7 protein-coding genes and 1 pseudogene are annotated in these 24,397 nt (G+C 54.9%); 2 read left to right on the top strand and 6 right to left on the bottom strand.

Features of this window, described 5'->3' with window-relative positions; all coding sequences use genetic code 11:
• Positions 1-8: 8 nt before the first annotated feature.
• From EO763_RS05810 to EO763_RS05785, 6 genes and pseudogenes are all read right to left on the bottom strand, one after another.
• Positions 9-1,799 carry a methyl-accepting chemotaxis protein gene (locus EO763_RS05810; RefSeq protein ID WP_161528376.1) on the bottom strand — a complete coding sequence of 597 codons (1,791 nt, stop codon included), beginning with the start codon at positions 1,797-1,799 and terminating at the stop codon, positions 9-11.
• 489 nt (positions 1,800-2,288) lie between these two features.
• Positions 2,289-2,874: pseudogene (locus tag EO763_RS05805) on the bottom strand (MFS transporter); the annotation flags it as partial.
• A gap of 192 nt (positions 2,875-3,066) precedes the next feature.
• On the bottom strand, positions 3,067-3,351 hold the full coding sequence (gene ppnP / locus EO763_RS05800) for a pyrimidine/purine nucleoside phosphorylase (protein WP_005975968.1): 285 nt from the start codon (positions 3,349-3,351) through the stop codon (positions 3,067-3,069).
• Positions 3,352-3,490: 139 nt separating this feature from the next.
• On the bottom strand, positions 3,491-4,012 hold the full coding sequence (aroL, locus tag EO763_RS05795; RefSeq protein ID WP_039490454.1) for a shikimate kinase AroL: 522 nt from the start codon (positions 4,010-4,012) through the stop codon (positions 3,491-3,493).
• A gap of 549 nt (positions 4,013-4,561) precedes the next feature.
• Positions 4,562-5,611 carry a type II asparaginase gene (locus tag EO763_RS05790; RefSeq protein ID WP_161528375.1) on the bottom strand — a complete coding sequence of 350 codons (1,050 nt, stop codon included), beginning with the start codon at positions 5,609-5,611 and terminating at the stop codon, positions 4,562-4,564.
• Between the two features lie 206 nt (positions 5,612-5,817).
• The gene (locus EO763_RS05785; protein WP_161528374.1) at positions 5,818-7,464 is read right to left on the bottom strand and encodes a multidrug ABC transporter permease/ATP-binding protein; all 1,647 of its coding nucleotides are present in this window, start codon (positions 7,462-7,464) and stop codon (positions 5,818-5,820) included.
• Positions 7,465-8,192: 728 nt separating this feature from the next.
• On the opposite strand from EO763_RS05785, the gene EO763_RS05780 reads away from it, so the two are divergent.
• Together EO763_RS05780 and EO763_RS05775 are read left to right on the top strand one after the other, a co-directional pair.
• A complete protein-coding gene (locus EO763_RS05780) occupies positions 8,193-22,787 on the top strand; it encodes an Ig-like domain-containing protein (protein WP_161528373.1) in 14,595 nt (4,864 codons plus the stop codon).
• Between the two features lie 134 nt (positions 22,788-22,921).
• Positions 22,922-24,370 (top strand): TolC family outer membrane protein, encoded by a 1,449-nt coding sequence (locus tag EO763_RS05775; protein ID WP_161528372.1) that lies wholly within the window; start codon positions 22,922-22,924, stop codon positions 24,368-24,370.
• Positions 24,371-24,397: the final 27 nt, after the last annotated feature.

The following is a 24,397-nucleotide window of genomic DNA, read 5'->3' as shown; positions in this document are numbered from 1 at the left end:
TGACCCCGTTAGACTCGGAATGCCCCGACAACGGCGTTCAGTTCTTCAGCCTGTGACTGTAACGCACCCGACGCAGCGGCAGATTCCTGCACCAGCGCGGCGTTTTGCTGCACCATCGAATCCAACTGTGCGACCGCTTTGTTGATCTCGTTGATCCCACGCATTTGCTCATCTGCCGCATGCGTGATCTCAGACATCACCGAGCTTACCGTAGAGACGCCGCCGACAATTTCATTCATCGTGTCACTGGCCTGACGAACCTGCACGGAGCCAGAGGTCACGCTGGAGACCGTCGATTCAATCAGCTCTTTAATTTCTTTTGCAGCCTGTGCGCTACGCTGTGCCAGACTGCGCACTTCACCAGCAACAACGGCGAAACCACGGCCCTGTTCGCCTGCTCGCGCAGCTTCTACTGCGGCGTTAAGCGCCAGAATATTAGTCTGGAATGCAATGCCATCGATCACACCGATGATATCGCCGATTTTTCCAGACGCGACCACGATCTCTTCCATCGTGACAATGACATCGGACACCACTTTTCCGCCCGTACCGGCATCTTTCGACAGCAGCAACGCTTTCGCATTAACCTGCTGCGCCGATCCTGCCGACTGCGTCACCGCCGCAGAGATTTCTTCCAACGAGGCCGCGGTTTGCTGAATGCTCGATGCCGCAGATTCAGTACGCGCAGAGAGATCGTTGTTCCCCGCCGAGATTTCATCCGCCGCGACCTGAAGCGATGCGCTGATATCGCGAATCTGCATCATTACCTGACTGATTTTGTCGACAAAGATATTAAACGAGCGCGCAATTTGTGCCACTTCATCATGCCCTTCATCCGGCAGACGCTGCGTCAGATCGTTATTACCGTTGCTGATATCATCCATTGCGTCGCGGATTTGCAACAGACGCTTGAGTGCTGACGCGATGATGAAACCAATCACCAGCGTGCCCAACAGTGCAATAACGACCAGCGTGATCACAGAGGTAGACAGCAGAGAACGCATGCCCGCTGTCGCTTCGGCTTTATCCAACGCCACCAGCATGAACCAGTTCGTGCCAGCAATCGGTTTTGCCACCACGAGCTTTGTCGACCCAGAAAAATCCACATCGCGGGCGCTATCTGCTGAAAGAATGTCGTTCAGATCAATCCCAGGGGCAATGTCGGTGATATTTTTCAGCGTCAGTTTTTCATCTGGGTGAGCAATGATCAGACCGCTACGCTCGATAAGAACACCGAAACTATCTTTGGCTGGGTTAATCGCTTTGACGTTTTCAATCACGCTTTTCATCGTGACATCGCTACCGACTACGCCTCTGACCGTTCCGCCGTCCACCACGGAAGCAACGAAAGAAACCACCAGCGTATTCGTCACCGCATCAACGTAGGGGGCAGTGACCAGCGGTTTGCCCTCTTTCACCGCCTGCTGATACCAAGGTCGGACAGTTGGGTTGTAATCGGCAGGAATACCGCCAGAATCGGCAAACTTGGCCGTGCCGTTGGCATAGCCCATGTACACATTCAGGAGTCCACCGGATGCCGCAATCTGTTTAAACAGCGGAATCGGATCCTCATCAGTAATGACACGATCGTGCAATGCAGAGATCATCTGCGTTTTAGACGCCACCCAGTCGCTAATAGCGATACTATGGCTAGTGGCTACCGCATTCAGCGTATTCTGGATCGATTCCTTATTCGCGTTATTGGCGATGGTGTAGTTAAGAAAGGTATTAATAACAAGCGAAAGCACAACAATGGTCGAACAGGCCGCAAGAATGCGGGAGCGCGTCGTTTTTAGCATAAAAGACTCTTTGCGTAGAATAGTTATACTATCCATAACGGCACAGCAAAATAAAACTTGAATACGATCACATTCCACCGCAGCCATTTATCTTAAAACCCGAAAAAATATTTAATATGTTCAACCAAGTCGTGATGTAAAAGAAGACATCAAATAGAATTAAAGTTAACAAATCAACATAAGAAACCATAAAAAATAAAAACAAAAGAATAAAAAACTTATCATTTTCCATAAGTTAAAATTATCGATGAGCATCATAAGCTATTACATTTTAACAATTAAGGGATTATTCCTAATAATCTCATCATTGTTTTATACAGATAATTAATAAAAAACATTCAATAAAATAGCTCATATATGGAAGTAATGCGTGGAGTTACAAAAAAGCGGGAGATGCTTCGGCAGAGCATTATGCTGGAAATGATTTCATTTAATTTATTTTTATGCGGTGAGATAGCTGAACATTTTCAGTCTATGTTGGCTGGCAAGGATCAGAGAAGAATGGAACACGCGCATATGTACCGACGCTTTTTTATCAACATAGATATAGGCGGTCACATAGTAGAAGTCGTAACTCACGCCGTGCAGTAAAATGCCGAGGAACAGCAGTGCGTACGTGAAGTAATGATAAGCATCACCGTAGACGAAGAAGACATGACGGATAGCCGGCAGCGCCAGCATGACTTTAACATCCATCTTGCCGGTGCTTTTCGGTGGCGTATTGGGCAGGAAAAACGCAGACGATACCGAAGGCGATCCAGCCAATCGTTCCCAATACCCGAATGCGTGGGAAATTCCGTTCCACATCGGCCACATGCGTGAAGGCGATACTGTCAGTCAGTGCAATCGTCGGCGTGTAGGTTAACGAATAGGCCAACAGCAGCAGGAAGAAATACATAAATTCTGTTTGCTGAGCCGCGAAGTACATCAGTATCGCCCCAGCGAACATCAGCACCGCCAGCACTTTTTGCGCGGCAAAGAAGCGATCGGTGAGCGATCCCACCAGAATCGCGGCAATCGCAGTGCGGGCATACGACCAACCGATTTCACCCGCCGTAAATCCACTTTTGCTCAGATAAAGCTAAAGTGGAACGAACCAAGCTCCCCAGATAAACCATTCAACGAACATCATGAACGACAGCTTTGCTAAGGCGCTAACCGCGTTGGGGGAACAAGAGGAATGAATCAGGATGAACATAAAAAAACACCGCATTATGTAACACACAATGCGGCGAGAATGATCTACTCTACAGAGATAGAATAGAAATTACAGGTATTTACACAGATAAGAGGTCGGTTCGACCACCTGTAAGTTGAACTCACTTTTTCCCGGAACGAAAAACGTTTCTCCCGGTGTGAAAACCTGCCAATCCGGTGCGCCAGGCAGCAGGACTTTCAATGCTCCGGTGATCACCGTCATTTCTTCTGGCTGCCCAGTTCCAAAGGTGTATTCACCCGCATCCATGACGCCGACACTGGCGCGGCCAATGCTGTCGCCTTCAAAACCGATTGATTTGACCTTCCCTGCAAAATACTCATTTACATTCAGCATAGCGCGGCACCTATCATCGAAAAAATTCAGGAAATTCATCTTAAAAGGAGAGTTGAGCCACTGTCACGATCTATTCATTGAAAGTTGGTGTTCGGTAACACTGACTGGTGATTATTTTGCCAGTATCCGCCTCACCAACCTATGCAGCCGACGAGCGCAGCGCTTTCAACACGCTTGCCACAATCGCTTCCGGCGTCTGCGATGCATCAATAACGTGATGCGCGACACCGCGATAAAGCGCTTCACGCGCGGCTAATACATCAGCCATTTCCTCTGCGATAGGGCGACCCGTTAACGTCGGGCGCTGGTTATCCTGCGGATTTTCTTCCAGCCGCTGAGCCAGTAGCTCCGCATCCGCATGGAGGTAAATAACCGTGCCTTTCTCATGCATAAAACGCCGATTGGCTTCCGCCAACACCATACCGCCGCCTGTCGCGACGATGCAGCGGTTGGACGTCACCTGCTGAAGCGCCAGACTTTCACGCTGGCGGAACCCATGCCATCCTTCCTGCGCAACCACATCAGCCACCGTCATATTGGTGGTCTGCTGCATAAACAGGTCAGTATCGACAAAGTCATATCCTAACGCCTGTGCCAGTTGATGCCCAACGGTGGTCTTCCCACAGCCTCTGGCACCAACCATAAAAATGGGGTGTGTCATGTAATGACGTATCCTTCTTCTTTATTCACCCACTCCGTCATACTTCAAGCTGGACGCGCGTAGGCAGTCCCGCCACTCGAATTATTTCGGGTATCAAGATAAATAAGGGTGATTACCTGCTTTGTCGTGAGCTGAATCATACCGATAAAATCAACAGAGAGGGAAGTGACTTCTCAGTGGAAACGAAAAGTTGAATAACCAAAAGTCAAAATGGGATGACAGGAAATATACCCTAAATAATTCGAGTTGCAGGACAAAACGTTAGCGTTTTGAACAACGCAAAGCGTTGGCCCCGAAGGGGTGAGGCCATAAGGCCGAATAACGCGGCGAGCGAGGGCATCCCGATGAGCTTACTCAAGTAAGTGATTCGGGTGACTGACAAATCTGCCATAGGCAGGTTTGAACGCTGCTTGCAGCGGCCCCAACGGGGAGAGGCACACGTCAGCGTGCCGAGTAACGACGCCAACGCACATGCAGCTTGAAGTATGACGGGTATAAAAAGCCCCGCGTTTAAAGGCGGGGCTACCACACTACAAACCGATCGGACGATTAATACGCGTGGAAATAATCCTGAATCACCGCAGGATTCGTCGTTTTCGTCAGCGCCAGCATCAGCAGAATGCGTGATTTAGCTGGGCTCAGAGAATCGGCAACCAGACCAGGCTGGCCTGCATCCGGTGGCACGATGCCGCTGCCGGTACGGCTGGAACGTACGACAACAACGCCTTCGCTTTCCGCTTTACGGATGCCTGCATCGCTGCGTTTAGATACGGTGCCTGCACCCATGCCCGCATAGACAATCCCTTTCACGCCGTGTTTGATGGCTGCGTCATACATGTATTCAGGGTCATCCTGATAGCCATAAATAATGTCAACGGCTGGCAGTTTATCGACGTTGGTCACGTCAAATACGGAACGCGTGGTGTGAACTTTATCCAGACGCGTCTGGTAGTAAACTTTGTCACCGATAATCACGCCCAGATAGCCTTCTTCCGGCGCTTTAAAGGTATCCAGCGTAGAAGCGTTGGTTTTGCTGATGAAACGAGCAGAGCCAATACGGTCGTTCAGCACGACGAGAACGCCGCGGCCGCGAGAGTTTTTATCCGCAGCCACTTTTACTGCACCGTACAGGTTCATCGGGCCGTCGGCGCTGATGGCCGTTGCCGGGCGCATCGCGGCGGCAAAAACGACCGGCTTGTCACTTTTCACCGTCAGGTTTAGGAAGTAAGGCGATTCGTCGAGCGTATCCGTACCGTGCGTAATGACCACGCCATCAACATCGCTGCGTGCCAGCAGCTCGTTCACGCGCTTGCTCAGCTTCAGCAGCACGTCGCTGGTCATATTTTCACTGCCGATGCTGGCAACCTGCTCGCCTGAAATATTGGCAAGCGTTTTCAGCTCTGGCACTGCTTGAATCAGCGTCTCTACGCCCAGCGCACCGGCTTTATACCCCGTGGTTTGCGTATTGGCCGCAGCGGAACCGGCAATCGTACCGCCCGTGGCCAGAATGACAATGTTAGGCAGATTTTCTGCCGCATTTGCCAGAGACGAAAAACAAACAAAAACAACAACGAATAATGCGTTAAATATCCTTTTCATAACCGATACCAACTTATTGAGTTAAGTGGCAGACCAGATATGTCAGGCACCTGATCTGTAAGTAAAAAACGCCCACTCTGTTAGCAGCCTGCCAACATTGGCGCTTATTCTGCCCCAGAATTTAACGAATTAATATATGCCTGCCAGACTTCACGCTAACGGTGTGCCATGGCTCACAGCACAGCATTCAGGCACGCTAATCTGAACTAGCGGCTAATCTGCGCGACGGCATCCTGCGAGGCCTGTTCGCGCGCGTCGCCCGTCAGTTCTGACAGCGTTCCCTGATGCATTTCAAGCAGGCGATCGGCGTGTTCAAAGTAGTGATCGTCATGGCTGATCGCCACAATCGTTTTCCCCAATGCACGTAGCTGCGGTAACAGCTCAAGATAGAACACGCGGCGGAATTGCGGATCCTGATCGGCCGCCCATTCATCCAGCAGCAGAATGTCCCGCTGTTCGGCGACGGCCAACAGCAGCGCCACACGTTTACGCTGCCCTTGAGAAAGCTGTAAGTTCATCACCTGATGATTATCCAGCGTCAGCTTATGCCGCATGTTCAGACGATCCAGCCAGCTATCGACCAGCGCTGTATCCGGCTCCGTTCCCTGTGGCCCCATCATCTGCCCGAACAGGTGAAAATCGGTAAAAATGGCAGAAAATAGCTTTTGGTAATCCTCTCGCGCTTCCGCCGTAACGGGGCGGTTATCCAGCAGCAACGAGCCGGAAACCGGGGTATAGAGCCCTGTCAGCAGCATCGCCAGCGTAGATTTCCCACTCCCGTTGCCGCCAATCAGAAACACCAGTTCGCCACGCGTTATCACCAGATTGATCGGTCCGACTTCAAAGCCGGAGTCATCATAGCGAAACACCACGTCACGCAGTTCCAGCGTGTGCCAGCCAGCAGGGGCAGCCGCTGCGGAAAACGCTTCCTGATAATCCGCCAAATCGAAACATTTTAACTTATTAAACGCGACTTGCGCGCTCAGCAGTGTCGGCAGTGCGCCAACCGCCTGAAGCATCGGCGTGCGTAAAAACAGCAGCGTCAGTGAGTACGTTGCCGCCACGTTGGTATCCGCCCAGCCGAGATTGTTTGCCATGAAAAAGACCGCGCCAATCACACCCAGCATCATAATATTCGACCAGTTCACCGCGCTGAGGTGGAAGGTGTCGGCACGAATCACGTTCTGTCGGTAATCCTGCGCATTGGCCTGATAAACCTCTTCATACAGCTTCTGCGCCCGCTCACGATTGAGCGTCAGCTCTTTACGCCCGTTAATCACGGTTTCGTAATCTTTCTGGAGACGATCTTCCGCTTCCCTCACCTGAGTCAGGTGGCGATACACGCGGGAAACCAGCATAAAACCGCCCCAGAGCGTGACTGCAATCCAAACGGACGTCACGACCAGCATCTTAGGGGAGAGCCAAGCCAGATAAGCGGCCGAACCAATGGTGAGCACAATGCCCTGAATCAGCTCCGGCAGACGCACAAATGCAATCGTGATATTGCGGATATCGCTGGACAGGCTGGCAAGCAGTTGGGCACTGCCGATCTGTTCGATACGGGTAATGTTAGTGTCCAGAATACGCTTGATAAATTGCCCACGCAGGCGGTAAACGAAATGGTGCCCCAGCGTAGTCAGCGCCAGTTGCGACACCAGCGTCACGCCCATCAGGAGCAGCAGCAAGCCCAGAAATTGCGGCAATACGCTCAACGACTGATTGACCGTTTCAATCAATTGCAGGTTGATAAAGGCAATAAGCCCAATGCCCAGTGCGGCACTCAACAAACTTAGCAGGATAACGGCAAGAAAGGGCCAACGGTACTGCTGGTAAACAATGCGGAGCAACTCCATAACAACCTGGTCTCTCAGATGAAAACAATCGCCCGCAGTGTAATGGGGATGACCGTGATATCAAGAATAATTCTCATATCCAGCACTACGCCAGACGGCATCTATTCAAAAACCACGCTTGATATCGTCAATACAACGCATAAGAAAATATGATTAATCATCACACTTCGTTATCATTTTTCTGTCAACACATCCCGCTTAACGCTCACCTATTACCGCTAACAAAAATAAACACAAATTGATACAACAAATCCAGATAAAACCTCTCTCTTCACGATGAGCAACTCATAGCACCTCACTCAAGTGTGGACAAAGGCGCATTACCAAGCCACCAGATGCGCTAAGGAATGGTAATTTAACATTATAGTTAGTGTGGTAATAATTAAATAAGGAAAGTAATGCCGATAAGCCATTTAATACGTAAGAATATTGTCATATTTTTTATTTTCAAAACATTTCAAAAAAGTTGGATTTTTAGTTAAGCCACACCTATAAATATCAAGAATTGGGTGAATATGATCCCGATAACCTAATCCTCACGGAAGAGGGAACCACAGCAATATATTTAGCCATATTTGACTATTACTGCTTTTTTGTCTCTGAACCAGGTCGGCTTTAGCACCCCGCTTTTTGTTGGTGGTGCATATCCCCATACGTCTTCCGTTACGGCCCCGATCCGCCGGAAGAGGTATTAAGACAATGGTTGCAGATAAGCAAGAGGCTATTTCATGTCAGATATGAATGTTATTGCGGGAAATGCAAATATCCTGTCGCGTCAGGGTGGTCAATTTATCAGAGCTGTACCGGAAGGAACCACAAATGTCGAGCTGCTGGAAAGCAGCACCGTCAGAATCTATGGCACACCCGACGTGGTGTCTCGCTATGAGCGTGTCGGCAACGATCTTATCTTGCACATGAGCGACGGTACCACCGTCCGCTATGAAAGCTTCTTTACTCTGGATGCCGCGGGCTATCACAGCGAGCTGGTTTTTGACGATGGCACCCGACTCATCCATGCGCAGTTTTCCGGTGCGGCGGCAGCAGAAGGTGCGGCCCTCGCGGCGGAAGCCATTGCCCTTACACCCGAATACACCGCGCTGGGCGATATGACGTCATTGCTGATTGGCAGCACCACCACCAGCACGTTATCAGCAACCACGTTGGGGGGGATTCTGGGTGCAATCGCCATCGGCGGAGCAGCAATCGCCGTGGGTTCATCAAGCGACGACAATAAGCCCACAACACCTACAGCGCCAGAATCCTTAACCATTGATACTTTCGCTGGGGATAATATCCTGAATCGTGTGGAGATCGGTCAATCCCACATTCTCAGTGGGAAGACTGTCGGCGTCAGCGAGGGGCAGACGGTCACTATCACGTTGAACGGCGTGGTCTACACCACCACCATTGCAGCCGACGGTAGTTGGCGCTTTACGCTGCCAGCAGATGCGTTTACTGGGCTGCAGGACGGCATTTACACATTAAAAGTGAGCGTGCCGGGTGCTAATGGTGTTATCCATGAGAAAATCCTCGACCTCACCATTGATACCCTGCCTCCAAATCTAACCGTTGATAAATTTACGGGCGACAATTATCTCACCGTCGGAGAACTGGCAAACGGCCAGATCCTCAACGGAACCGGTGAAGTAGGCCAGCGCGTAACCATCACGCTCAATGGGAAAACCTATACTACGACCATTAATGCAGACGGTAACTGGACCCTGACCGTGCCCGCCGCAGACCTTCGTGCACTGAGCGAAGGTGAACACGCCTTGTCGTTCACGATCAGCGATAATGCTGGCAATATCACCGTGGTCAACCGCACCATTATTGTCGACACCACGCCACCGGAGCTGTCCCTGTCACCGTTTACCGGAGACAACAGACTCACAGCCGACGAGCTCCAGTCCTCACAAGTTGTCTCCGGTACGGCTTCCTTATCAGATGTCGGCCAGACCGTGACGATAACGTTTAACGGCACAACCTACACGACGACAGTGGGAAGCGACGGCGCCTGGAGCGTACTTATTCCTTCCGGTGATATCCAGGCGCTGACTAACGGCACCTACAATCTGGTGGCGTCATTAACGGATAAAGCCGGCAACACCACCACGCTGCCGCCACAAACCATCACGGTGGATACCAGCGCCGAAGCAGTCAACATCAGCATCGTCTCGACAGATGACCGTCTGAATGCCGTGGAAGCGGGGCAGCCGCTAACGATTGATGGCACAACGGCCAACGTTGCCGCTGGCCAAACCGTCACAGTCACATTGAATGGAAAACCCTATACCACTACAACAGGCGCAGACGGCAAATGGTCTTTGAACATCCCCAGCGCCGACCTGCTTCTGTTATCAGACGGCAGTAACACCATCAGTGCCAGCGTACAGGGAATCAGTGGTGATACCGTCACCGTCGACCACACGCTGGATGTACATATCAACACGCTCCCTTCCATTACGCTGACACCACCGTTCACTGACAGCGTATTAAACGCCGCCGAAGCCGCGCAGGATCAGGTCATCCGCGGGGAAACGGGGATTATCGGCAGGGGCCAAACCGTCAGCCTGACGATCGGCGGGTACTATGTGACAGGAACAGTGGATGCCAACGGGCACTGGACAGTCACTGTACCTAAAAGCGTGCTGCAAAATCTGCCATCAAACAGCATCAGCGTGCTGGAGATCGTCGTCCGCGATATTGCAGGCAACGAAGCGACCATAACGCAAAATATCACCGTGGATACAACGCCACCGACGCTCACCGTCTCCGCTATCGCTCAGGACGATGTCCTCAATGGCACAGAACTGGCCGTCAATCAGGTGGTCAGCGGGACAGCATCGCTTAGCGAAGCCGGACGCACAGTCACCGTTACGCTGAATGCCAAACCCTACACCGCCACCGTCGGCAGCGACGGAAACTGGAGCGTCACGCTGCCAACAACCGATCTGGTCGCTATCGCAGACGGTAATCATACCCTGACCGTTACGCTGACCGATGCCGCAGGCAATACCACAACGGTTACCCGCCCGCTGACCATTGACAGCGGTGCAACCACCGTGCCGACCATTACCATCAATAATTTCGCAGGCGATAATGTCATTGATGGCGCGGAAGCAAAAGTTAGTCAGCAGTTGAGCGGAACCACCACCAATGTCGAAGCGGGACAGGTTGTCATCATTAGTCTGAATGGAAAAACCTATCTTGCCACCGTGCAATCCGGCGGTGTCTGGAGCATCAACGTTTCAACCGCAGATATCGCCCTGCTGGCGGATGGCGCGCACAGCATTAGCGTTAATGTGAGTAACAAAGCGGGCAACGCCGCGAGCGGAAGCCAGAATATCAACGTCGATAAATCTGGCGACAGCATCGCCATCAACATTGTCGCCAGCGATAACTTGTTAAGCCGGGCAGAATCCCTGCAACCGCTGGCGATCAGCGGGAATACTGCCAATGTCCCTGCGGGGCAGACGGTGACCGTGACGCTGAACGGAAAGAACTACACCACGAACGTTGCCGCCGACGGCAGTTGGACGCTGCAAATCCCCAGTGCCGACCTCCAGTTGCTGTCTGATGGCAATGCCACCGTGACCGCCAGCGTGAATGTGGCGGGAAGCGGTGCCGTAACGGACAATCACACGCTCGGCGTTCACATTCATACCCTGCCGCAACCGACGATTGATACGCCATTCGGCAACGGTTCACTGAACGGTGCAGAGGCGCAGGTCAGCCAGACGATTACTGGCCACACCGGCATCAGCGGTGCGGGGCAGACCGTCATCCTGTCGCTCGGCGGGAAATCTTATACGGGAACGGTTGATACGGCAGGTAGCTGGAAAGTCACCGTCCCTGCGGCCGATCTCCAGCAGTTACCGGAAGGCAACAACACGCTGTTGGTGACCGCGCAGGATGCCGCGGGCAATCAGGCGGGCAAAACGTTTGTTAGCCCAACCGACTTTACGGCCCCTACCCTGACTATCGGCACTATTGCAGGCGATGACACCATCAATATGGTCGAATCGCAAAGCAACCAGACCGTCAACGGCACCGCCTCAGTCAGCGAAGCGGGTCGCACCGTCGTTATCACCTTCGATGGGCAGTTCTATACCGGCGTTGTTGGCACTAATGGCAACTGGAGTATCAATTTACCCACGGCGGCCCTGCGCGGCATGGCCGATGGCAGCTACACACTGTCTGCCTCGCTAACCGATGCAGTCGGCAATACCGTCAGCGTCGAAAAATCCATTGAGCTCAGTGCGGATCCCGCGTTCCAACCGACGATCTTCGTTAACCCTTTCGTCAATGAGAACAACGTCATCAGCGCGGCCGACCTCAAAGTCAGCCAGTGGCTAACGGGCACCAGCGCCAATGTGGAAACCGGTCAGATTGCGACCATTCTTCTCAACAAAAAATTCTACTTCGCCACTATCAGGAGTAGTGGGAACTGGAGCGTGGAAATCCCTGCTGAAGACATGGCACAACTCTCTGAAGGCACCGTGTCCATCAGTGCGCAGGTTTCAGATCAGGCAGGAAATGCGGGAAGCTATGAGAACTGGTCCAATGTTGATATGGACAATGACAGCATCTCCATCAGCATTGTCGCGATTGATAACCAGATCAACCGCCTCGAAGCCTCACAGCCGCTGACGATTTCGGGTTCGACGGTCAACGTCACCCCAGGAGAAAGTGTCACCGTTACGCTCAATGGCAAGGCCTATATCGGTACGATCGCCGCAAACGGGAGTTGGAGCGTTACGATCGGCAGCAGTGACATACTTGCCTTACCGGATGGCACAGCAACCATTACCGCCAGCGTCGCCAACCCCGGTGATGCCCCTGTCACCGCCAGCCGCGATGTTGATATCCATATTAACAACCTACCACAGCCAACGATTGACCAGCCTTTCGGCGACGGCATACTGAACATCATCGAATCAGCCAGCGGGCAGAACCTGACAGGGAAAACCGGGATTGCCGGAGGGGGCCAGAGCGTCATTGTCACGCTGAACGGCAAAACCTATACAGCAACCGTGGATAATCAGGGGAACTGGAGTGCCGCGCTTCCCGCCGCCGACCTGCAACTTCTGCCAACCGGCGTACAGACCATCCGCGTAGAAGCGACGGATACCGCGGGCAACAGCATACAGGGCATTCGCGATATTACCGTCGATATGGTTCGCCCTCTTCTAACGCTGAAACCACTGACCAGCGACGGCATCATCAACGCCGCCGAAAGCCTGAACGATCAGGTGATCTCCGGTAACGCGCTACAGTCAGAAGCCGGGCGCACCGTCACTGTCACGGTCAACAATAAAAATTATCAGGCGCAAATTCAGGTTGACGGTAGTTGGAGCACCACCATTCCCGCCGCCGACCTTCAGGCTCTGGCTGACGGCAATTACACGGTGACAGCATCATTGACTAGTGCATCAGGCAACAGCGCCACCAGCACAGGATCATTAACGCTGGATGCCAATCCGGCCAATTTGCCGCTGCTCACCGTCAATGCCATCGCGCTCAATAACATCATCGACGGGGGGGAAATCAACGTCGCGCAAATCATCAGCGGCAGCAGCCTGAATGTCGAGGCGGGGCAGCGCGTTACCGTGACGCTCGGCGACAACACCTACACCGCAACGGTTGACAGCAACGGCCAATGGCGCGTCAGCGTACCGTCTGTCGATCTCCTTCATCTGGCACAAGGCGCGCATACCGTCACGATTGGCGTCAACGACGTCAGCGGTAACCCCGCAACGCTTAGCCAGACAATTACGGTGAACACCTCCCTGAGCGGTATCGCCATCGATACCGTCGCGGGCGATGACAAACTGAATCAAGCCGAAGCCTCTCAAGATCTCACCGTCAACGGCAGCAGCCAGAACGTGGCAGCAGGCACCGCCGTCACGATTACGCTGAACGGGAAAAGCTATGCTGGCGTCGTACAACCGAACGGCACCTGGAGCATCACCGTATCAGCAGCGGATGTCAGCACGCTGGCCGACGGCACCTCAACCTTGACCGTCACGACGGTAGACAGTACAGGGAATGTGTTAAGCGGCAGCCGTACGATCGAGGTCTTCACCCACAGTAGCCCGACGCTGACGCTGAACACACCGTTCAGCGACGGCATACTCAATGCCGCAGAAGCGGGCGTGACTCAGACGCTCAGCGGCACAACCGGTATCGCCTCACCAGGGCAAACCGTCACCGCCACACTCGGCGGCGTGACGTACACCGGGATCGTGGATGCGGCAGGTAACTGGACGATTTCTCTGCCTGCAAATGGCCTGCAAAATCTGCCGAATGGCACCACCGCATTGCAGGTGAGCGTCAGTGACGCGGCCGGAAACAGCAGCACCCTAACCAGCAACATAACCGTGGCACGTACGCCGCCTACGTTGACAACCACCAGCGTTACGGCTGACAACATCCTGAATAGCACCGAGGTTCTGAGCAATCAGTTGCTAACCGGTACCGCCTCACCGTCCAGCGCGGGTCAAACCGTGACCGCCACGCTGAATGGGAAAACCTACAGCGGCACCGTCGGCAGTGACGGCACCTGGAACATCACCATTCCGTCAGCCGATCTGAGTAACCTGTCCGATGGCAATTACAGCATCGTGACACGTCTGACCGACGCCGCAGGTAATACCACCACCACCACGCAGACTATTAGCGTCGATGCCAGCCCGCTCAATGCACCGGTCGTTACAATTGGTACTTTCGCTGGCAACAACATTATCGACGGAGCAGAAGCGCGCGTCAGTCAGGTGATCAGCGGTACCAGTAAAAATGTTGAACAAGGCCAGACGGTAACGATTAGCTTCAATGGCAAAGCGTACACCGCACAGGTTCTGTCGAACGGGAGCTGGAGCACCACGATCTCAGATGCCGACATGGCACTGCTGGTTAACGGCAGCCAGACGATTACCGTCAGCGTGAGTGATGTCTCTGGCAATACCGCGACATCCAGCAGCACCGTCACGGTGAATACCAACGCGAGTGGGCTGTCTATTGCGCCAATTACCGGGGATAACCAGCTAAATGTGCAGGAAGCGGCAAGCGGCATTACGATTAACGGCGGTGCCGTCAACGTCGCTGCGGGCACGGACGTCAACGTCATACTTAACGGGAAAACCTATACCGTTCAGGTACAGCCAGACGGGACCTGGAGCGCCACCATTCAGCCAGCCGATCTGCAAGTGCTGGGGGATGGCATCATCACGGTTAACGTCACGGCGGTCGATCAGGCGGGTAATACCCTGTCAGGTACGCAACAACTGGGCGTCAGCATCAATAATCCACCAGTGGCATCGCTGCATATGCCATTCAGCAACGGTTACCTGAATCTCAGCGACGCACAGACCGGACAAACGCTTTCCGGTACGACGGGCCTGCGCGGCTCCGGGCAAACCGTCAGCATCACCATTGGCACCACGGTCTATTCCGGCATGGTTGACAGCAACGGTAACTGGAGCCTTCAACTGTCACCGAGCGTTCTGACTCCGCTGGCAGACGGACTACTCAATATTTCCGTTACCGTCAGCGATGCGGCAGGCAATACGTCCACCGTTCAGGGCAGCGCATTTGTTGACTTGACGCCGCCAGTGCTGACCATCAACCCGATTGGCATTGACGATATCATCAACATCGCGGAAAGCCTGCTGCCGCTGGAAATCACCGGCACATCGCCCCTCAACGACAGCGGCCGCCCCATCATTGTTAACGTCACTATCAATGGGCAGATCTATCAAGGGCTGGCGCAGGCCGATGGTACCTGGCACGTTACCGTGCCTGCCGGCGACTTGCAAAACATGCCGAACGGCATGACGGCAATCACCGCCACCTTGACCGATGTCGCCGGAAACACCGGTACGGTAAGCCATTCGATTACGCTGGATACCGATCCGGCTAAAGCACCGATCCTGACGATAGCCACACTGTCGACCGATGATTACCTCAATCTGGCCGAATCTGGCTTACCGTTGACCATCAGCGGCAGCAGCCAGAATGTGGAACAGGGCCAGCAAGTTACTATCACGCTCAACGGTGGAATTTACTTCGCCACCGTGGGGGCCGATGGCAGTTGGAGCGTACAGGTGCCCGCAACGGATGTCGGCAACATCCCTGATGGTAAACAAACCGTGAGTGCCAGCGTAACGGATGTGAGCGGCAACCCCGGTTCAGCGACGCATAGCATTACCGTCATCACCGATGCGACTAACCTGCCAGCCATCACCATCGCCACCCTATCTGGTAACGATGTCGTCAGCGCGCAGGATACGCAGTCTGACCTGCTCATCTCTGGTTCAACAACGAATGTTCAGGTGGGGCAGCGCGTCACGGTGACGCTGAATAGCAAAACGTATCTGGCGACCGTTGGCGCTGACGGTAGCTGGAACACGACCGTTCCCGCCAGCGATGTACAAAATCTGCCGCAGGGCAGCCAGGATGTGACCGCAACGGTCAGTGACATCGCGCAGAACCCAGCCACCGCAACGCATCCGTTTACGGTCGATACCGTTCCACCGCTGCTGTCTATCGACATGTTGGTTGACACCAGCGACATCGGTTTGGCGGACGCGCTAGCCGGACTACCGCTGAGCGGCAAGGCCGAAGCGAACCTTCTGGTCACGATAAAAGTCGGTACGGCAGTCTATAGCGCTGTCGCCGATAGCAACGGCGTTTGGCAAATCACCGTTGCGGCAAGCGATCTGCTGGCGTTGGGCGACGGTGTGAAAACGCTGCAAGCCAGCGTGACCGACGGCGCAGGCAATGCCAGCGCCGCCAGCATTGATATCACGCTAAAAACGCAATCACTCCCGACACTGACGCTGGATTCGCTCTATGACAACAACGTCCTGACTATCGCGGAGCTGGCGACGGCAACAACCATTGGCGGCAGTTACACCAACCTGCCCGTCGGGACAGTGATTCAGGTTACGATCGGGGCTTACACCACGACAGGTGTGACGCTCGCGGGCGGCCTGTGGAGCGCCACCATTCCGGCCAATGCGCTTAGCATTCTGGCAGATGGCAACGTACAGGTCAGCGCGACGGTCACAGACAGCGCGGGTAATACCGGCAGCGCGGGCGGTACGTTGGATGTCGTCATCCACACCAATTTCACCATCAGTATCGCCACACCGTTTGTTGACGGCGTACTCAATCAGGTAGAAAGCACGGCGGATCAGCTGCTGACGGGGACAACGGGGCTCATCGATCCAGGCCAGAGCGTGTCTGTCTCGATCACCAACGGCACGTTAACACACACCTACAGCGCCACCGTCGCCGCCAATGGTCAGTGGAATGTGACACTGCCATCTGCCGATTTGACTTCACTCGGTGACGGCACACACACCATCAACGTCACCGTCACTGACCACGCGGGCAACACGGGCACAGGAAACGGAACCTTCACCAGCGTGATTGCGGGGCTTCCCGTCGCCTCGCTGGATACGCCGTTCGGCGATGGCAAACTGAGCCTGGCTGATGCACAGCCGGGCGCGACGCTATCCGGGCAAACGGGGCTAACCAGCAACGTGGGACAAACCGTGTCGGTCAGCATTAACGGCACAAGCCTCCCAGCCACCGTGAATGCTAACGGTAGCTGGTCGTTATCACTGGATCGCCAGACGCTGATCGACCTGCCGGATGGCTCAGTGAATTTCACTGTCACCGTGACCGATGCTGCGGGCAACACCAGTACCACATCAGCCACAGCAAATGTGCTGACCACCACCATGCCAGTGGCAACGCTGGACCTGCCGTTTGGCGACGGTATCCTTAACACCACCGAAATTCAGGCCATCCAGACCTTAACGGGTAAAACCGGTATTACCAGCACAGGCCAGGAAGTCACGATTACCGTGACCAACAAAGCCACGCAGGCAGTCACCACCTTTACCGCCACCGCAGACGGGTTAGGCGGCTGGTCCAGAAATCTGAGCCCTGCCGATTTGGCGCTCTTTACCGAAGGCAATTACAGCATTAGCGTCAAGGTCACCGACTGGGTGGGCAATAGCAATACCAGCACGGCGCTCGATGTCAGTTCGGCGCAAACGCTGCCCGCCCCGATTGTCGATGTACAACCATTTGGCATCGATGGCATCCTGAGCAGCGCCGAAGCCGCATCTGCGCTGACCTTTTCGGGCCGCACGCAGATTGGCGGCAACGGGCAAAACGTTAAACTGGAGATCGACCTCAACGGCATTCGCTATACCGCGACAGTGGATAGTAACGGCAACTGGTCCGTTACACTCCCTCCGAATGCGTTGAATTCGCTGGTCGATGGTCAACATACCATCACGGTGACCGCCGTCGATGCAGCGGGCAACGTCGGTACGACTCCCATCACCTTTACCAGCGATCTCACGCCACCGGCTATCACCTTAACTACCCCGTTTGACGACGGCTACCTGAGTATCGTGGAAGCGGGCACTCTGCTGGGCAGAACGCTGAGTGGTAACGCGGGGGATGCCGTGAACGTAACGGTCACATTTGGTGGAGAAAACCTCTCCACAACGATTAGCGGAGGCGTATGGACAGCCACGCTGACCCCAACACAACTCAGCCAGCTTGCTGACGGAACACATAACATCGTCATCACGGCAACCGATGCTGTGGGCAACAGCACTACGTTGAATTCTCAGGCGATCCTTGCCGTACAAGCCTCACCAACACTGGCAATTACCGCGTTCGCTGGGCTGGATGGCCTCAACTACGCAGAAAGCCGCACCACGCAGACCATCAGCGGCACCTCCACTGGGTTAGAGGTGGGTCAAAACGTGACCGTCACGCTGAATAACGTCGAGTACACGGGAAAAATTCTCGCAGGCGGAACATGGAGCGTAACCATCTCATCAGCCGATTTGCAGGCTCTGGCAAATACGGCGTACACGATCACCGCCGATGCAACGGATAAAGCGGGTAATCCGGCGACACAAGCCAGCGTGGGATTCAACGTCAACCTGACACAACCTCCCATGGTGATGGTGATCGACCCGATAGCAGGCGACAACATCATTAACGCCAGCGAGATAAACGGTAATGTCACCATTTCCGGGCGTTCTATCGGCCCATCATCGGTGATGACCCCGGTATCGCTTAACATTGGAGGGACACCACTTGTCGTCATCACCGACGCCAATGGCTTCTGGAGTACCACCATTTCCGCCAGCCTCTATTTCACCACGCAAGGCAACGTCAATATCACCGCGACGTCGTTAGATGCGAGCCTCACGAGAACGGTGCTGGTCGATACGGTAGCGCCCACGCTGGATATCGTTACTTTTGCTGGTGATAACGTGCTGGGCGGCACAGAAGCCAGTACCGCACAGACGATTACGGGGACGGCATCCACCACGGAGGCCGGACAGTTCGTCAGCGTGGTGCTGAATGGAAAAACCTACAGCGCTCAGGTTTCCGTCACCGGCACCTGGAGTGTGAGTGTCCCTGCCGCCGATCTGGCAAAGTTGACCGATGGCTCCCACACCATTACGGCAACGCTCACGGACACAGCAGGAAATACCGCCACGGATATACAGGTCGTTACCGTCGATACGGGTATTCCACTGCTCAGCGTGACATTGTTCGATGACAATATCCTGACGCTGGCTGAAGCGGTAGCGGGCGCGGCGATTACCGGTACAGGCGAAGTAGGTGCCACGGTTACGTTAACCGCCGGACCGCTGACAGGCACGACAACCGTCGGTTCCGACGGCAACTGGACGATTCCGGTCCTGTCCGCCAATTTACAAAACCTGATCGACGGGCCGCAGGTCATCGGCGTGACGCTGACCGATACCTCAGGCAATAGCGCACACCTTGATGTCACGCTGGATGTCGCACTGAACAAGACGCTCGGCGCAGGCATTACCGATATCTTCGGTAACGATGGCATCCTCAATCTGGCCGAATCACTGTTAACACAAGTCATCAGCGGTAACGCGACTGGCAACTATCTGGGTGCGAAAGTACAGGTCACCGTGTTGGGCACCACAGTGGAAGGCACCGTCGGAGCCAACGGGGCCTGGAGCGTTGCCCTGCCCTCGAACGTGTTCACTGGCTTAAGCAATGGCGTGCTGGCGGTTAACGTCGACATCGTCGATTCACACGGCAATGTGAAGAATCAACTGGTCGATATTGACGTGTTGAAAACCCTACCAGTCATTGATTCTGTTGTGGCCTTCACGGATGGCGCACTGAATGCGGCGGATGTCGCGACCAGCCAGATTATCAGCGGCGTAGTCAGCAATGTGAATATCGGCGCTGGCGCAACGGTTGCCGTGACGTTGGGCACCAAGCTTTACACTGGGATTACCGTCGGTGCAGGCGGAGCCTGGAGCCTGTCCGTTCCTGCCCTTGACTTGCAGGCCTTGCAGGATGGCACGCTGGCGCTGGGCGTCGCGGTCACCGATCATGCGGGCAACACCGCCAGCCAGATCGTGAACGTCCCGGCAGTCATCAAGAATCTGCCGAGTATTACGCTCAATCCGGTCTTTGGCGATAGCCTGCTGAATCTGGGCGACCTGCTGGTCAACCAAACGCTTAGCGGCACAGCCACCGGTCTGGCAGGCAGAACCATTACACTCAGCATTTCAGGTTCACAAATCGCCACAGCCACCGTCGGCTCGGATGGCAAGTGGAGTGCTGCCGTCACCCCTAGCGTACTGGGTATTCTACAAGGGCTCGGCAGCGGTGATTTCACTGTGAGCGCCACCGCGACAGACAGCGTAGGCAATAGCAGCAGCGGCAGCGCTGGCATCAAGTTCGATTTCGCCCAGCCAGTGATTACGCTCAACCCGGTATTTGGCAACGATGGCTTCATCAATGCGGCAGAAGCGCTGGTGGCGCAAACGATCGGTGGCGTGGTCACCAATGCCAGCGCCGGATCGCAGGTTGCCGTTACCCTTGGTGGTAAAACCTTCCTGTCTACGGTTGGAGCGGGAGGCGCGTTCAGCCTGACGCTGCAACCGTCCGATCTCAGCACGCTGCTCGATGGCAGTACCACGCTGAATGTGTCGGTCACAAATGCTTCCGGCAATACCGGCACGGTCAATAACGCTATCAATATTATTGCCAAAAACCTGCCGACAATTAGCCTTGGCTCACTGTTTGGCGGTGACGGTTTCCTCAATGCCGCAGAAGCCGCGTTGACGCAGACGATTAGCGGCACCACCACTAACGCCGTCGCGGGATCGTCTGTCGTGATACGCATTGGCACCCTGACGCTAAATGCGACCGTCGGCAATGACGGCACCTGGAGCACCAGCGTCACGCCGCTGCAACTGTCCGGTCTGGCGAATGGTAACCTCACCGTCAGCGCAACGGTAACCGATCCGGCAGGCAACAGCACGGGTATCAGCACAGGCCTCAACATCGCCATATTGCCGCCGACCATCACCCTTAACCCGCTGTTCAACAACGGTGTCCTGGATCTCCCCAGCCTGTTGAGTACGCAGCTCATCGGCGGGACCACGGCCAATGTCCCCGCGGGCACGGCGATCAACGTCACGCTGGGCAGTAAAACCTACACCACAACGGTCGGTGCAAACGGCAGTTGGAGCCTGCCGGTCCCTAGCCTCGACTTGAAAGCCCTTGCGGATGGCGTCACTAACGTCGGCGTTCGTTTGGTTGATGCGGCGGGTAACGTGGGCACACAAACCAGTACCGTCAGCGTAGCGATTAGCGGCCAACCGACGCTGACCATCAGCCCACTCTTTGGCGGTGACGGCCTGCTCAATGCAGTCGAGGCAGCAGCGGGCCAGGTCATCAGCGGAACCAGTACCAATGCGATAGGTTCCACGATCCAGATTTCGCTGGGTACTAAGACTTACTCTGCCGTGGTGCAAAGCAACGGTAGCTGGTCAGTCAGCTTGCCTCCGCTCGATCTCAACAGTCTGACCGACGGCACGCTTTCCCTCAGCGCCTCTCTGACCAACGCCGCAGGGAAAACGACCAGCGCGGGCGCCTCAATCGGTGTGGGCGTTCATGCACTGCCAACGGTCAACCTCGGTTCCCTGTTTGGCGGAGACGGCTATCTGAATCTGGCCGAAGCGGGCATCAACCAGATCATCAGCGGAACCACAACCAACGCGGCAGGCGGTAACGTCACGCTGACCGTGGGCGGACTCGTACTCAACGCCGCTGTCGCCAGCAACGGTACCTGGAGCATCAGCGTCCCGAGCGCTAACCTGCTCAACATCGCCGATGGCAATTTATCCGTCGGTGTCAAAGTCACTGACCGCTATGGCAACACCAACAATACCAGCAGCAATGTGATCGTGAAAACGCACCAGTTGCCACAGTTGGGTATTGATGCGGTGGGATCGCTGATTGGTAACACGGTTGGCCTACTAGCGAACGGCATCACTGTCAGCGGAACATCGCGCTACGTGCAGCAAGGGGCCAAGGTAACCGTCACGCTGCTCGGCCAGACGCTACAGGGTACCGTCGGCTCCGATGGCAAATGGAGTGCGCAATTCAGCAGCTCGTTACTGGGTATCAACGTGTTCAACGTGGGCGCAATTTTGACCGCGCTGTTGGGAACGGCAGTTGAAGCCTCCGTCACCGATCAGGCGGGCAACTTCACCGGCGTATCCGCAGGATTAACTTCCGGTATCTCCCTCGGGTTACCGCTGATGAGCATGATGGCGCTGGATGTTGACGATAGCAGCGTCGCTCAGGTGTCTTCGCTGTCCAGCGAACAGAGTGACACTGGGGAAAGCGCCGATGTGCAACCCCTTCATGTCAGCTCGAAAATGGCGGCGGTCGCACTCAGCGAGACGCACACCATCGACAACAGCGCCAGTACCGACGTGGAAGAGAGCATTTATGCCATCGGCGGGGTCGTCATCAGTCTGGCCGACGGCAGTGTGCAAACAGGTACAGATGTCGAAGGCGGTGAAGGCGACGATCTCATTACGCTCTCAACGCTCGATTTCACCCAGATCGATGGCGGCAACGGCATTGATACGCTGGTTCTGGATGGTACCGAGCTCAATCTGGATCTCACCGCGCTGGGGCTGAAAATCGACAATGTGGAGATCTTCGATTTAGGCCAAAACGGCACCAATAGCATCACGCTGGATCTCGACCGCGCCCTGAATGTCACTGACCGACCAGAGGATGACCTGCTGATCGTCGGGGGCGAAGGCAATCAGGTGAACCTCATCCCAGGCGAAGGGGCGTGGAGCACGGTAGGACAGCGCGATATTGATGGTCAGCGTTTCGACGTCTACCACCATTCATCGTTAGATAACGCCAACAACTTGGGAGATGTACTGGTGCAGCAAGGTCTGCTCGTCAATATGGTGTAACGGTGTTAACACCTTCCCCCTGCCAAGGGGGGAAGATGTTGAAAGGAGGTCAGTTAGGGAAAACCACTGTTACCAACAGGCTGACCACCCTTTAAAGGAACTAAAACAAAGAGTGATGAAAACAGGGGTCATTGATGCACAAACCATTTTTTATCAGAATTTTTATCAGGGACAGGTTTTTTCCGCGCAATCGCGCTTTTTTGACTCGCACATTACGCCATCACACGCCGCATTGTGTGCTGACGACCGGGCTGGCGCTCGGGCTGGCCTGTGGCCTTCCTTTCCTCTATAGCCCGCCGACGTTCGCTCAGGCTGTCGCGTTTGACTGGTCTGCCGCACCGACAGAACAACAAGTCGAGAGTCTGGATCTCAAACAGGCTATTCTCCGCGCGTTCGCACGTAACCCACAAATCGCACAGGCCTCGGCGCAAATTCGCGTCGGTGAAGCCGATCTGCGCGTGGCGCAAAGCGCCTGGTTCCCGCAAATCGGCCTGAACGGCAACGTCGGCCGCTCAGATCAAAGTGATACTGGCGGTACGATGAGCAACAATTCCACCGCGGGTCTTACGCTGAAACAGCTCCTGTACGATTTCGGTAAGACCGGCGGCAGCATTGATGAGCAGCACAGCCTGTCAGACGCCTACCGCTATCAGCTCTACGGCACCATGACCACGGTCGGCCAGCAAACCTTGCTCACCTACCTGAAAATCAAACGCTATCAGGAACTGAGTCAGGCCGCAGAGCGCAATATCACGTCACTGAGTCTGGTAAAAGACACCGCGACACTCCGCGCCGAAGCCGGTCTCAGTACGCAATCCGACATCCTACAGGCGGAAACCCGCATCGCAGGTATGCGAGCGACGCTGGAACAATATCGGGCACTGGAACGTTCCTCGCTGGCACAGCTCAGCGTGTTGACCGGCGTTCTCCCCAGCGCCCTGCCCGATCTGCCCCGTGCGCTGCTGCAACAAAAGATTACGCTCAAGGCGCTCCCGTACCAGCAGAGTAATGCGGTGCTAAGCGCGCAGTCCAAGCAAGAGGCCTCGCGCCACCGCATTCGTCAGGCGGAAGCGCAACACTTTCCCACTATTGCCGTGCAGGCGGGCCGTACCCGCTATGAAACCGACAGGCGTAATTACTGGGATGACCAGCTACAGCTGGTGGTAGAAGCCCCGCTTTATCAGGGCGGGGCTGTCAGCGCACGCGTTGATGCCGCGTCAGGCACGCGCGAAGCGGCGCAGGCCGAAGTCGAAGCGGCGAAGCTGGATATGAATCAGAAAGCCTCCACGGCCTATGCCGATCTCATCGGTGCGCAGCAGCGTGAAAAAGCCAGCCAGCAGCAAATTACCAGCGCGACCTACACCCGCAACGTCTATCAGGATGAATATAAACTCAGCAAGCGCAGCCTGAACGATCTGCTCAGCGTTGAGCAAGACGTGTTGCAGGCCGAAACCTCACGCATCGGCGCGTTATACGACGGCTGGGAGGCGACAGTTAACTATGCCGCTGCCGTCGATAATCTGCTGGATATGCTGGGTATTGAACGTCATCAAGCTAGTGGCGAGACGCTACCGTCGCTGTAAGCCGGCTTGCCTGCCGGATAAGAATAT

Source organism: Pectobacterium odoriferum (genome assembly GCF_009931295.1).
GTDB classification, from domain to species: Bacteria; Pseudomonadota; Gammaproteobacteria; order Enterobacterales; family Enterobacteriaceae; genus Pectobacterium; species Pectobacterium odoriferum.
The sequence above is the reverse complement of the archived record's forward strand: the minus strand, read 5'-3'. Positions and strand labels throughout refer to the sequence as shown.

Excerpts from the sequence above, each read along its gene's own strand:
- aroL (WP_039490454.1), bottom strand. The coding sequence starts at position 4,012 with ATGACACACCCCATTTTTATGGTTGGTGCCAGAGGCTGTGGGAAGACC.
- EO763_RS05810 (WP_161528376.1), bottom strand. The coding sequence starts at position 1,799 with ATGCTAAAAACGACGCGCTCCCGCATTCTTGCGGCCTGTTCGACCATT.
- ppnP (WP_005975968.1), bottom strand. The coding sequence starts at position 3,351 with ATGCTGAATGTAAATGAGTATTTTGCAGGGAAGGTCAAATCAATCGGT.
- EO763_RS05790 (WP_161528375.1), bottom strand. The coding sequence starts at position 5,611 with ATGAAAAGGATATTTAACGCATTATTCGTTGTTGTTTTTGTTTGTTTT.
- EO763_RS05775 (WP_161528372.1), top strand. The coding sequence starts at position 22,922 with ATGCACAAACCATTTTTTATCAGAATTTTTATCAGGGACAGGTTTTTT.
- EO763_RS05780 (WP_161528373.1), top strand. The coding sequence starts at position 8,193 with ATGTCAGATATGAATGTTATTGCGGGAAATGCAAATATCCTGTCGCGT.
- EO763_RS05785 (WP_161528374.1), bottom strand. The coding sequence starts at position 7,464 with ATGGAGTTGCTCCGCATTGTTTACCAGCAGTACCGTTGGCCCTTTCTT.